General features: G+C 71.2%; 11 protein-coding genes. All 11 read right to left on the reverse strand.

Annotated features, from left to right (window positions below; translation table 11 throughout):
• Positions 1–93: 93 nt before the first annotated feature.
• The gene (locus AB0H71_RS20110) at positions 94–1,245 is read right to left on the reverse strand and encodes an acyl-CoA dehydrogenase family protein (RefSeq protein WP_357022789.1); all 1,152 of its coding nucleotides are present in this window, start codon (positions 1,243–1,245) and stop codon (positions 94–96) included.
• A gap of 3 nt (positions 1,246–1,248) precedes the next feature.
• Entirely contained in the window at positions 1,249–2,382 is a 1,134-nt protein-coding gene (locus AB0H71_RS20115) for an acetyl-CoA C-acyltransferase (protein WP_357022792.1), read from the reverse strand.
• Between the two features lie 2 nt (positions 2,383–2,384).
• On the reverse strand, positions 2,385–3,287 hold the full coding sequence (locus AB0H71_RS20120) for an enoyl-CoA hydratase-related protein (protein ID WP_357022794.1): 903 nt from the start codon (positions 3,285–3,287) through the stop codon (positions 2,385–2,387).
• Positions 3,284–4,537, reverse strand: a complete 1,254-nt coding sequence (locus AB0H71_RS20125; RefSeq protein WP_357022796.1) for a CaiB/BaiF CoA-transferase family protein — start codon at positions 4,535–4,537, stop codon at positions 3,284–3,286. Before AB0H71_RS20125 ends, AB0H71_RS20120 begins: the two co-directional genes overlap by 4 nt.
• On the reverse strand, positions 4,537–5,301 hold the full coding sequence (locus AB0H71_RS20130) for an SDR family NAD(P)-dependent oxidoreductase (RefSeq protein WP_357022799.1): 765 nt from the start codon (positions 5,299–5,301) through the stop codon (positions 4,537–4,539). Before AB0H71_RS20130 ends, AB0H71_RS20125 begins: the two co-directional genes overlap by 1 nt.
• On the reverse strand, positions 5,301–6,467 hold the full coding sequence (locus AB0H71_RS20135) for an acyl-CoA dehydrogenase family protein (protein WP_357023298.1): 1,167 nt from the start codon (positions 6,465–6,467) through the stop codon (positions 5,301–5,303). The genes AB0H71_RS20130 and AB0H71_RS20135 overlap by 1 nt, the downstream gene beginning before the upstream one ends.
• 198 nt (positions 6,468–6,665) lie before the next feature.
• Positions 6,666–7,049, reverse strand: a complete 384-nt coding sequence (locus AB0H71_RS20140) for a hypothetical protein (RefSeq protein WP_357022802.1) — start codon at positions 7,047–7,049, stop codon at positions 6,666–6,668.
• Entirely contained in the window at positions 7,046–7,804 is a 759-nt protein-coding gene (locus AB0H71_RS20145; protein WP_357022805.1) for an ABC transporter ATP-binding protein, read from the reverse strand. Before AB0H71_RS20145 ends, AB0H71_RS20140 begins: the two co-directional genes overlap by 4 nt.
• Entirely contained in the window at positions 7,801–8,514 is a 714-nt protein-coding gene (locus AB0H71_RS20150) for an ABC transporter ATP-binding protein (RefSeq protein ID WP_357022808.1), read from the reverse strand. Before AB0H71_RS20150 ends, AB0H71_RS20145 begins: the two co-directional genes overlap by 4 nt.
• On the reverse strand, positions 8,492–10,615 hold the full coding sequence (locus AB0H71_RS20155; protein WP_357022809.1) for an ABC transporter permease: 2,124 nt from the start codon (positions 10,613–10,615) through the stop codon (positions 8,492–8,494). The genes AB0H71_RS20150 and AB0H71_RS20155 overlap by 23 nt, the downstream gene beginning before the upstream one ends.
• Positions 10,616–10,622: 7 nt before the next feature.
• Positions 10,623–12,008 (reverse strand): ABC transporter substrate-binding protein, encoded by a 1,386-nt coding sequence (locus AB0H71_RS20160; protein WP_357022812.1) that lies wholly within the window; start codon positions 12,006–12,008, stop codon positions 10,623–10,625.
• Positions 12,009–12,150: the final 142 nt, after the last annotated feature.

Here is a 12,150-nt window from a genome sequence, read left to right on the forward strand (position 1 = left end):
CCGGGAGAACCGCCGTGCCGCGGACACGCCGAAGGGCCGATCGGGGTCCCTCCCGCTGGAGAGGCCCGACCGGCCGTCGCGGAGCGCGGAGCGCTACTTCAACCCGAGGTCGCGCGCGACGATCATCTTCATGACCTCGCTGGTCCCGGCGTAGATCCGCGCCACCCTGGCATCGGTGTAGAGCCGGGCGATCGGATACTCCATCATGTAGCCGTACCCCCCGAAGAGCTGGAGGCAGCGGTCGACGACCCTGGCCTGCGTCTCGGTGCAGAAGAGCTTGACCCGGGCGGCGTCGGCGCCGGAGAGCACGCCGTCGACCAGGTCGAGCACGGCCCGGTCGATCATGGTCTGCGCCGCCTCGACCTCGGCGCTCATGGCGGCCAGCTCGAACTTGGTGTTCTGGAACGAGGCGACCGGGGTGCCGAAGGCCTTGCGCTCCTTCGTGTAGTCGATGGTGGCGGCGATGGCGGCGCGCGCCTGCGCCACCGAGCCCACGGCGACGGTGAGCCGCTCCTGCGGCAGGTTGTGGCCGAGGTAGCCGAAGGCGGCGCCCTCCTCGCCGAGCCGGTTGCGGGCCGGGACGCGGACGTCGGTGAAGGAGAGCTCCATGGTGTCCTGCACCTTGCAGCCCATCTTCTCCAGCATGCGGCCGCGCTCGAAGCCGGGCATGCCGTCCTCCACCACGAGCAGGGTGAGCCCGGCGCGGCGGTTCTCCGGGTCGGTCGAGGTGCGGGCGACCACGACCACCAGGTCGGCGAGGAGCCCGCCGGTGATGAAGGTCTTGGCGCCGTTCAGCACGTAGTCGTCGCCGTCCCTGACCGCGCTGGTGCGCATGCCCGCCAGGTCGGAGCCGGTGCCGGGCTCGGTCATGGCGACGGCGGTGAGCAGCGTGCCGTTCGCCAGCCCGGGGAACCAGCGCGCCCGCTGGGCGGCGTCGGCGTACTCCAGGAAGTACGGCAGGATGACGTCCAGCTGGGTGCGGACGGTGCCGAGCGTGACCTGGGCCCGGTACGCCTCCTCCTGCAGGATCACGTTGTAGCGGTAGTCGCGCAGCCCGGCCCCGCCGTGCTCCTCGGGCAGCGCGATGCCGAGCAGGCCGAGCTCGCCCATCTCGGCGAAGAGCTCGCGCGGCAGCTTGCCGTCCTTCTCCCAGCCGACGTAGTTCGGCACCACCTGCTTCTCCACGAAGGTGCGGACCAGCTCGCGGAAGGCATCGTGGTCGGGGGTGAAGAGTTCGCGGCGCACGGCTCAGCCCACCAGCTCGACGACGGTGGCATTGGCGGTGCCGCCGCCCTCGCACATGGTCTGCAGGCCGTAGCGAATCCCGTTGTCCCGCATGTGGTGCAGCATGCGGGTCATGAGCACGGCGCCGGAGCCGCCGAGCGGGTGGCCGAGCGCGATGGCGCCGCCGAGCGGGTTGACCAGGGCCGGGTCCGCGCCGGTTTCGGCGATCCAGGCCAGCGGGACCGGGGCGAAGGCCTCGTTCACCTCGAAGACGCCGATATCGCCGATGCCGAGCCCGGTCTTGCGCAGCACCTTCTCGGTGGCCGGGATCGGTCCGGTGAGCATGAGCACCGGGTCCGAGCCCGCCACCGCGCCCGCCCGGTACTTCGCCAGCGGGGTCAGGCCGAGTTCGCGGGCCTTCTCCGGGGTGGTGAGCAGCAGGGCGGCGGCGCCGTCGGAGATCTGCGAGGAGTTGCCGGCGTGGATCACGCCGTCCTCGCGGAAGGCGGGTTTCAGCCCGGCGAGCTTTTCGACGGTGCTGCCGCGGCGGATGCCCTCGTCGGCGGTGACGGCGTCGACCGGGACGATCTGGTCGGTGAAGGCGCCCGCGTCCTGGGCGGCGGCGGCGCGCTCGTGCGAGAGCACGGAGAACTCGTCCAGCCGGGTGCGGTCGAAGCCCCACTTCTCCGCGATCAGCTCGGCGCCGATGCCCTGGTTGAACTCGAAGCCGTTATAGCGGGCCAGGGCTCGGGGCCCGTACGGCGCGCCGCCCGCCTTGGCGGCGCCGAGCGGCACCCGGCTCATGGACTCGACGCCGCCCGCGACCACCACGTCCTGCTGGCCGGAGAGCACCGCCTGCGCGGCGAAATCCAGTGCCTGCTGCGACGAGCCGCAGGCGCGGTTCACCGTGGTGCCGGGGATGCTCTCCGGCCAGCCCGCGGCCAGCACCGAGTACCTGCCGATATTGCTGGACTGGTCGCCGACCTGGGAGACGCAGCCCCAGATCACGTCGTCCACCAGGGCCGGGTCCAGCCCGGTGCGCTCGGCGAGCGCGGTCAGCACCACGGCGGAGAGGTCGGCCGGGTGCACCTCGGACAGGCCGCCGTTGCGTTTGCCGACGGCGGTGCGGACCGCTCCGGCGATGACTACCTCGGGCATGTTCAGCTCCCGTTCTCGGGGCGGATCGGCGGGCGGTGGATGGTCCACCGGCCGGTGAATCGCGGCTCCCGTCGTTCGGCGAACGCGGCGAAGGCCTCGGGTGCGTCCGCCGTGGCGAAATTGAGGCCCTGGGCTCTGGCCTCGGCGCTGAGGGCCTGGCGCAGGGTGTTGTCGGCGCCCTCGTGCAGGAGGGCTTTGGTCTGGGCGAGGGCCACGGGTGGGCCCTCGGCCAGTCGTTGCGCGAGATCGCCGGTGAACGGGTCGATCTCGTCGTCCGGGACGACCCAGGTGACGAGGCCGAGCTCCTTCGCCTCGGCGGCGCCGATGGTCTCGGCGAGCAGGGTGAGGCGTTTGGCCTGCTGCATTCCGGCCAGTTTCGGAAGTAGCCAGGAGCCGCCGAGGTCCATGGTGAGGCCGCGCTTGGTGAAGACCTGGGCGAAGGTCGCCGATTCGGCGGCCACTACGAGGTCGCAGCCGAGGGCCAGGTTCCAGCCTGCGCCGATCGCCGGGCCGGTGACCTTGGCGATGGTCGGGAGCGGGAGCTCGTGCAGGAGCGTTGCCACGTCGGTGAGGGCGCGCATGCGGTAGATGGGGTGGGCGTTGTCCGGGACCGAGATGTCGGCGCCGGAGCAGAAGGCTGGGCCCGCGCCCTGGAGGACCAGGGCGCGCACGGTCCTGTCCTGCGCCACCGTGCGGAAGGCGTCGGCCAGGGCCTGCCAGAGTTCGGCGTCGATGGCGTTTCTGCGGTGCGGGCGGTTCAGGGTCAGCGTCCGGACGCCGTTGTGGTCGGCTGTCAGCAGGACGGTGCCGTCGCGTCCGGATGTGCGGCCGGCCGCCACGGCGGCCTGGGTTTTTTCGCCCGATCCCTCGCCTTTCGGCTCGGGATCGGGCGGCGGGGTGTTCATGAGATGGCCTCGGCTGGGGCTTCGCCGCCGATTACGGACGACGCCCGGAGGGTGGCGATCTCCTCGGCGGCGTAGCCGAACTCGGCCAGCACCGCGGCGGTGTGCTCACCCAGCCCCGGGACCGGGTTCATGGGTGGGTCGTAGCCGGAGAGGATCGCCGGGGGCAGCAGGGAGGGGATGGACCCTGCGGGAGTCTCTATGTCGCGCCAGCGGTTCCGCTCGACCAGCTGGGGATGGTCCAAAACCTCGCTGGGGCGGTTGTACTGGGAGTTGCCGATTCCGGCGGCGTCGGCGATGCGCTGGATCTCGGCGAGATCGTGCTGCGCGCACCAACCCGCGATCGCCTCGTCGAGTTCGGCGCGGTGCCCGGTGCGGCCGGGGTTGGTGCGGAAGCGCTCGTCGGCGGCGAGGTCGGGGCGGTCCAGGATGGCGGTGGCGAGCCGCTGCCACTCGCGGTCGTTGGTGGTGCCGAGGACGACGGTGCGGCCGTCGCGGGTCGGGTACGCGCCGTAGGGGGCCACGGCGGGCGAGCTCATGCCCAGCGGCAGCTGGTCGATGCCGGAGTGCCTGGCGTAGGTCAGGTGATACCCCATCATCTCGGCCATGGTGTCGAAGAGGCTCACCGCGATGCTCGTGCCTTCGGCACCGCCGTTCCCGCGCTTCGCCGCGCCGCTCGGCGCGGCCGGGCGCGCGCGGTCCCGTTCGTACAGCGCGGCGAGGATGGACAGGGCGGCGTAGAGCCCCGTGGTGACGTCGGCCATGGGCGGCCCGGGTTTGGCGGGGGCGTCGGCGGTGCCGGTCACCGCGCACACCCCGGACTCCGCCTGCACGAGCAGGTCGTACGCCCGCTTGTGCGAGAGCGGCCCCCCGGCCCCGAAACCGTCGATCTCCACCGAGATCAGCTCCGGATACCGCTCCGCCAGCTCGGCCGAGGATAACCCGAGCCGCCCGACGGCACCCGGCGCCAGATTCGACACCAGCACATCGGCCCCGGCGAGCAGCCGGTGCAGGACGGCGACCCCGGCCTCGGATTTGAGATCCAGCGCCACCGACTCCTTGCCCCGGTTCACCCAGACGAAGTGCGCGGCCTGCCCGAGCACGACATCGTCGTAGTGCCGGGCGAAATCCCCGCCCGCCGGGTTCTCCACCTTGATCACCCGCGCCCCGAAATCGGCCAGCGTGCGGGTGCACATGGGCGCCGAGACCGCCTGCTCCAGCGCGACGACGGTGACGCCCGCGAGCGGCCCCATCAGATCACCGTGCCGCCGTCCACCGGCAGCACCTGCCCGGTGATGAACGACGCGGCGTCCGAGGCCAGGAAGACGAAGGCGCCGGCCACCTCCTCCGGCTCGGCCCAGCGGCGCAGCAGGATCCGGTCCAGCATCTGCGGCGCGAAGCGGTCGTCGGTGCGGATGGTCTGGGTCATCGGCGTCGCGGCCAGCGGGGCCAGCGCGTTCACCAGGATCTGCTTGCGCGCGAACTCCTTCGCCAGCGACTTGGTGATGCCGATGATGGCGGCCTTGGCCGCCGAGTAGTTCACCTGCCCGAGCGTGCCGACCAGCCCGGCCGCCGAGGTCACGTTGATGACCCGCCCGGTGCCGTCGGTGGCCAGGAAGGGCAGCGCCCCCTGGGTGACGTTCACCGTGCCGAGCGCGTGGATCTCGAAGAGCTGCCGCACCGAGTCGGCGGTGGTGTCCTTGAACATGGCGGGCGCGGTGACCCCGGCATTGTTCACCACGATGTGCAGCGTGCCGCCGGTCAGCGCGGCCGCGCGCTCGCCTGCCTCGCCCGCGGCGTCCCGGTCGGTGACGTTCAGCGCGAAACCCGCCGCCGTGCCGCCGTTTCCGGTGATCTTCTCCGCGACCGCGGTGGCCGCGGCGCCGTCCAGGTCGGTGACGAGCACCGCGGCGCCGGCGGCGGCCAGCGCCTCGGCCACCGCCGAGCCGATGCCGCCGGCCGCGCCGGTCACCAGGGCCGAGCGGCCGGTGAGGTCGAACAGGTTGCGCGGCGCCATCAGTAGCTCCTCGGTAGTCCCAGGCCGTGCGTGCCCAGGTAGTTCAAGATCATTTCTTGGCTCACGGGGGCGATCCGCATGACGCGCGCCTCCCGGAAGTAGCGGGAGACGTGGTACTCCTCCGAGTACCCCATGCCGCCGTGCGTCTGCAGCGCGCGGTCGGCCGCGGTGAAGCCGGCGTCCGCGCACAGGTATTTGGCCGTATTGGCCTCGCGGCCACAGGGTTTGCCGTTGTCGTAGCGCCAGGTGGCCTTGCGCAGCATGAGCTCGGCGGCGTCCAGGTGCGCCAGCGAGTCGGCGAGCGGGAACTGGATGCCCTGGTTCTGCCCGATCGGCCGGTCGAAGACCACCCGCTCCTTCGCGTACCGCGCGGCCCGGTCCAGCGAGACCCGGCCCAGCCCGAGCGCCTCGGCGGCGATCAGCATGCGCTCCGGGTTCAGCCCGTCGAGCAGGTACTTGAAGCCCTGCCCCTCCTCGCCGACCCGGTCCGCCACCGGCACCCGCAGGTCGTCGATGAAGACCTCGTTGGAGCTCACGGCGTTGCGGCCCATCTTGGCGATCGGCCGGATGTCGACGTGGTCGCGGTTGAGGTCGGTGAGGAACAGCGTCATGCCGTCGGTCTTCTTGCTCACCTCGCTGTACGGCGTGGTGCGGGTGAGCAGCAGGATCTTCTCCGACTCCAGTGCCTTGGAGATCCACACCTTGCGGCCGTTGATCACGTAGTGGTCGCCGTCGCGCTTGGCCGAGGTGGTGATCCGCGGCGTGTCCAGCCCGGCGCCGGGTTCGGTCACGCCGAAGCAGACGTGCAGGTCACCGGCGGCGACCCGGGGCAGCGTGCGCTGCTTGAGCTCCTCGGAGCCGTGCACCACCACCGGGTGCATGCCGAAGATCGACATGTGGATCGAGCTCGCGGCGTTCATGCCGCCGCCGGAGCGCGAGACCTCCTCGGCCAGCAGCGTCGCCTCGGTGATGCCGAGGCCGTGGCCGCCGTACGCCTCCGGGATGGTGATCCCGAGCCAGCCGCCGCTCGCGACCGCCTCGTAGAATTCCGCCGGGAACTCGTGCGCCCGGTCCTTCTCCATCCAGTACTGGTCGTCGAATTTGCGGCACAGCTCGGCCACCGACGACCGGATCAGTTCCTGATCCTCGGACAGGTCGAAGTTCATGCCTTCGGACACTGTCGCACCTCCAGTTCTCGCATCGTGCGGGCCGGGGCACGCCGGTGCGGGAGGCCGATCCAACCTCCCGCACCGGCGGCTTCCGACCGGCGATCGTCCATCCGGCGCGGCACCACTGTGCCTCCCCAGTCCGAGGCGGGTGCGCGCGGACGAGCGCGGGTCGCCCTGGTGCCGACGGCACCGGGGTCAGTGCGACGCCGAGTTCACCGGCGTCGGCGCCGCATCGTCGAGGCGCTGCTCCCCCGCCACCCGGTGCCCGAGCGCGTCCAGGTCGTAGGACTGCCTGGCCAGCCAGAAGCGGAGGAAGTTGGTGAGGGAATAGCGCAGGAAGAGCGCGGAGCCGGCGACGGTGACCGCGATGCCGGCGAGCCCGATCGTGATGGCGTCGCGCTGCACCAGCGGGTCGGTGGTGCCGTGCGAGATGAAGTAGGCGATCACCGCCGCGACCGGGCCGAGCGCCAGGAGCACGACGCCGGTGCGCAGCCAGAGGCCGCTGCGGCCCGCGGCCGGGTCGGGGATCTTGAGTTCCTGCAGTTCGCGGACGAAACGGTCGGCGCGGGTTTCGGTCATGGGGTGTGACTTCCTAGGTAGAGGGCGGCCAATTCGTTGCGGATTCCGTCGTCCGGGTGGCCCTGGCGCACCACGCGGCCGCGGACGAGCACGGCGGCGTGGTCGGCGAGGTCGAGCACGGCGGCGGCGAACTGCTCGACCACCAGCACCGCGACGCCCTGCCGCGCGATCTCGGCGACCTCCTCGTAGAGCCGCCCGACCACCAGCGGCGCCAGCCCCATGGAGAGCTCGTCCAGCAGCAGCACCGCCGGGTCGGTGACCAGCCCGCGGGCCAGCGCCAGCATCTGCTGCTCGCCGCCGGACATGGTGCCCGCCAGCTGATTCGCGCGCTGGCCCAGGATCGGGAAGCGGCGGAACGCGATCTCCTCGATCTCGGCGCGCGGGCGGCCGGTGAAGGTCATCATGAGCAGGTTGTCGCGCACGGTGAGGTTGGGGAAGACGCCGCGCCCCTCCGGGATCAGGCAGACGCCCGCCCTGGCCAGGTCGCGCGGGTTGGCGCCGGTGACGTCGCGGCCGCCGAGCAGCAGCCGGCCCGCGGCCGCCGGGTGCGTGCCGGAGATGACGCTGAGCGCGGTGGTCTTGCCCGCGCCGTTCGGCCCGAGCAGCGCCACCACCTGTCCGGCCTTGACCTCGAGGTCGACGCCGTGCAGCACGGTGATGGCGTCGTAGGCGGCCTTGACGCCGTCCAGCGCGAGCAGCGGGGCGGGGCCGGAGCCGTTGCGCGACACCGCCGCCGCGGTGAATCCGGTGGTCATACTTCCCCCAGGTACGCGGCGAGCACGGAGGCGTCCGAGCGGACCACCGACGGCGGCCCGGAGGCGATGATCTTCCCGAGATCGAGCACGTAGAGCTCGTCGCAGACATTCATGACCAGCCCCATGTCGTGCTCGACCAGCAGCACCGCGGTGCCGTCGTCGGCGAGCGAGCGGAGCAGCCCGGCGAAGCGGTCGGTCTCGGTGTGGTCCTGGCCGGCGGCGGGCTCGTCCAGCAGGATCAGCTGCGGCCGGGCCGCGATGGCCCGCCCGACCTCGACCAGCCGGGCGGTGCCGGTGGGCAGCTCGTCGGCCGAGTGGTCGGCGACGTGGTGCAGCGCCAGCCGCTCGATGATCTCGGTGACGACCTGCGCCGCCTTGCGCTTGGCCGGGCCGAGCTCCGCCGCGACCAGCAGGTTGTCCCGCACGCTCAGCCGGCCGAAGAGCTCCAGCCGCTGGAAGGTGCGGGCCAGCCCGTGTCGTGCGCGGCGGGCCGGACCGAGCTTGGTGACATTCTTGCCGCCGATGGCGACGCTGCCGGTGGTCGGGTTGCGCAGGCCGCAGATCACGTCGAACAACGTGCTCTTGCCCGCGCCGTTCGGGCCGATCAGCCCGGTGACGGCGCCGCGCTCGGCGCGCAGCCCGGCGCCGTCCAGCGCCCGGTTGCCGCCGAACACGACGGTCACATCGTCAACTTCCAGTAGTGACGGCACGGTCGAGCACCTCCTCGTCCTCGCTGGTGAACGGCCGTTTCACGCCCCACCACTCGACCGGGACAACGGCCGGGTCCGGGGCGGGCGCGGTCCGCGAGCCGTGCCAGACCCGGGCGGCGATCAGCGCGAGCAGCACGCCGCCGGTGAACTCCCAGCCGTCGATGGTCTCCAGCAGCCGCAGCCCCCACAGCCCGAGGATCACCGCGATCAGCACCGGGGAGACCAGCGGGTCGCGCAGCATCGGGAACCACTGGCGCCGCATCGGGGCGATCGCGCCCTCCTTGAGCGCGCCGCCGCCGAAGAGGATGCCGCCGAGCGAGGGCAGCACCTGCGAGAGGTTGAGCAGCCCCGGCCAGAGCACCGGGATGACGTTCAGCGGCCCGGCGAAGACCAGGCCGGTGAAGAGCCCCGCGCCCACCGCGCCGAGCCCGGCGATGGTGACGATCAGGAAGATCGGCAACCCCGCCACCAGGTTGAACTGCTCCGGCGCCACCGCGCTGATCTGCATGCCGTAGAGCGCGCCGCCGAGCCCGGCGATGGCCGCCGAGAGCGCGAAGACCAGCACCCGGGCCACCAGCAGGTTGCCGCCGAGCGTGGCGTAGGCGGCCTCGCTGTCGCGCAGCGCGATCAGCCTGCGGCCGAATTTGCTGCGCCGCAGCAGCGCGATCCCGACGCCGACGACCGCGAGGCAGACCGCGGCGAAGACCGTGATCCCCGCGGTGGTCTCGACCTTCAGCCCGAACAGATCCGGCCCGACGACGGAGACCGACCCCTGGTCGAACAGCGAGATCTCGATCCCGAACAGCTCGAACGAGGGCAGCGTGAAGATCCAGCGGTCCAGGATCACCGCGAAGGCGGCGGTGGCCAGCGCCATGTAGACGCCGGAGAGCCGCAGCGCCGGGATCGCGATCACCGCCCCGACCACGCCGGCGATGCCCATCGCGGCGAGCAGCGCCCACCACTGGCCGTCCGGCCCGAGGTGCCCGTAGGCCACCGCGCCGATCCCGGCCAGGCTGAGCTGGCAGAGCGAGATCTGTCCGGCGAAGCCGAGCAGCGGCACGTAGGAGAGCGCGATCATGCCCCAGGCGAACATGGCGCCGTAGGTGATCATGTCCGGTTCGCTCAGCATGCTGGCCAGCATGAGCCCGAGCACCACCACCGCCGCGGCGAAGGCGGCCGAGCCGCCGAGCGTTGGCAGCGGCACCGCGCCGAGCTTGCGGTCCCGGCCGCGCAGCCGCCCGTGCGGGAACACCAGCAGCGCCAGGAAGAGCAGCAGCGCGGGCGCCGCCAGCCGGAGCCCGGGCAGGTACTCGTTCTGCGGCAGGTAGCCGGTCAGGTAGCTCTCCAGCAGCCCGACCACCACCGCGCCGAGGAACACCATCGGCAGGTTGCGCAGCCGCCCGAAGATGGCGGCGGTGTAGGCGGAGACGATGAGCAGCGAGAGCTGCGCGGCGTCCAGCGTGACCGTCGGCGCGATCAGGATGCCGCCGATGGCGGCCAGCTCGATGCCGAGGATCCAGGCGATCCGATTGGCCCGGCGCGGGTCGGCGCCGGTCAGCCCGACCAGCGCGCGGTCGTCGACGGTGGCCCGCATCTCGGTGCCGGTCCTGGTGCGGGTCAGCAGGATCCGCAGCCCGACCGCGACCGCCACCGCGACGACCATGGTGAGCGCCTGGTGCCAGGTGAGCGTCACCACCCCGAGGTCGATGGAGGGCTGGTCCGCGAAGAACCGCGGTAGCGAGCGGGATTCGTTCGGATTCCAGATCCAGCGGGCCAGCACGATGAGCCCGCTCAGCAGCGCGATCGTCATCACCAGCTTCTCGGCGTCGCCGAGCCCCTGGGTCGGCGCCAGCGCCTTGCCGAAGAGCAGCCCGAACCCGGGTGCGAAGACCAGCAGCACGGCGGCGAGGGCCAGCGGCACCGGCCAGCCCCAGCCCACCGAGAGCTGCCAGTACACGAACGCCGAGACCATGCCGGCCGCGCCGTGCGCGAAGTTGAACACGCCGGTCGTGGTGTAGGTGAGCACCAGACCGCTGCCGATCACGGCATAGATCGCCGCGGTGCTCAGACCGACGATGCCGAACGCGAGGAACTGCTCCATCAGGGCATCACTTCAGATCGGCGAGGCTCTTGCCGACGTCGGCGAGGGTCAGCGGCTTGCCGAAGTCGGCGGTGTACTTGTACGGCGTGAAGCCGCAGTTGAAGACGCCGTCGGTATTCGGCTTGAAGTCCGCGGCCTTCCACCCCTCCGGGGTCGCCTGCTGCACGTTGAAGCAGCGCTTCTGATCCACGAAGGGCTTGGAGAGATCGACCGGGGCCTGCAGCCCGCCGCCGGTCCACTTGGTCTCCTTGGCCGCGGTGTTGTAGACGCAGGCGCGGGTCAGGTCGTCACCGCAGGCGGTGGCCGACTTGGCGAAGAGCAGCCAGGCCCCGAAGGACTTGAGCCCCTGGAAGGTGATGTCGGCGTCCGGCGCGTACTGCTCGTACAGGTCCTTCAGCTGCTGGACCGCGGGGAGCTTGTCGGCCGCCGACAGCGGCGCGGTGTCGGTCAGGTCGGCCACGTTGTTCTGGTAGCCGAGCGAGGTCTTCGCGGCATCCAGGAAGATCTCGTTGTACGAGTTGGAGTTCGCGTCGATCCAGTCCAGCTTGTAGTTCATGCCGGTCAGCACCTCCTCCAGCTTCGCCAGGTAGCGGAACTCGCCCAGGAAGATGAGGCCCTTGACGTTCGCGGCCTTGATCGCCTGCGCGTAGGGCGTCCAGTCCGGCACGCCGGAGATCGGGTACAGATCGCTGTAGGTGATCTTCCCGCCCGCCGCCGTCAGCGACTCGGTGAGCTTGTCGCCCATCACCTTGGTGATCGGGTTGTCGCCGTTGATCATGCCGATCGCGCCCTTGGAGTCCGGGTAGGCGGTGTTGATCAGCCAATCCTGGAAGCCGGTGTAGGGGTTCACGTTCTCCGACATCGTGGTGCCCGCGTTCAGCTGCAGGTCGGAGCCGGTGTTCGCGGTCTGGGTGACCTGCGCGGGGAACTCCGGCAGCAGGCAGTTCAGCCGGTCCTTCACGCCGAGCCCGTCCAGCGCGGCGCTGCCGCCGACCAGGAAGAAGTCCTCGCGACAGGCCTCCAGCATGCGCTGGCGCACCTCCATGAGCTTGGCGTCGCGCAGGTTGGTGCTGATCTTGCGGCCGTTGATGCCGCCCGCGGCATTGCACCACGAGGTGAAGACCTTGGCGGCGTCGACGAAGTCGGGGTTCTTGGTGAAGCCGATATCCGAGAAGACGCCGATCTCGATCTCGTCGTCGGTGACGCCCTGCGCCGACGAGCTCTTGGGGTCGCCGGACTTGCAGACATCGGTCAGGGAGCCGAAATCACCGGAGGCCGCGGGGGCGTTGCCGCCACCGGCCGGGGTCTCCTCGCGGGAGCCGCCCTCGCGACCGCACCCCGCTATCAGGAGCGCGATCGCCATCAGGGCGACGACTGTTCGCTGCGGTTTCACCGTGGTCCTCCTCTGCCGCTGCACTGCAACGGAAACTATCTTCTCAGAATTGGATAATCAATATCTGATTTTGCGAGAGTGACACTATGCATCATGCATCCGCCGGCCCCGCGCGGCCGGACCGCGACCCGGCGTTGACAGG

It is taken from the genome of Nocardia sp. NPDC050697 (assembly GCF_040654395.1).
Classification (GTDB): Bacteria; Actinomycetota; Actinomycetes; order Mycobacteriales; family Mycobacteriaceae; genus Nocardia.

What these genes read in the sequence shown, in the direction of transcription:
- AB0H71_RS20115 (WP_357022792.1), bottom strand. Translation starts at nt 2,382, where the DNA reads ATGCCCGAGGTAGTCATCGCCGGAGCGGTCCGCACCGCCGTCGGCAAA.
- AB0H71_RS20120 (WP_357022794.1), bottom strand. Translation starts at nt 3,287, where the DNA reads ATGAACACCCCGCCGCCCGATCCCGAGCCGAAAGGCGAGGGATCGGGC.
- AB0H71_RS20125 (WP_357022796.1), bottom strand. Translation starts at nt 4,537, where the DNA reads ATGGGGCCGCTCGCGGGCGTCACCGTCGTCGCGCTGGAGCAGGCGGTC.
- AB0H71_RS20130 (WP_357022799.1), bottom strand. Translation starts at nt 5,301, where the DNA reads ATGGCGCCGCGCAACCTGTTCGACCTCACCGGCCGCTCGGCCCTGGTG.
- AB0H71_RS20135 (WP_357023298.1), bottom strand. Translation starts at nt 6,467, where the DNA reads ATGAACTTCGACCTGTCCGAGGATCAGGAACTGATCCGGTCGTCGGTG.
- AB0H71_RS20140 (WP_357022802.1), bottom strand. Translation starts at nt 7,049, where the DNA reads ATGACCGAAACCCGCGCCGACCGTTTCGTCCGCGAACTGCAGGAACTC.
- AB0H71_RS20145 (WP_357022805.1), bottom strand. Translation starts at nt 7,804, where the DNA reads ATGACCACCGGATTCACCGCGGCGGCGGTGTCGCGCAACGGCTCCGGC.
- AB0H71_RS20155 (WP_357022809.1), bottom strand. Translation starts at nt 10,615, where the DNA reads ATGGAGCAGTTCCTCGCGTTCGGCATCGTCGGTCTGAGCACCGCGGCG.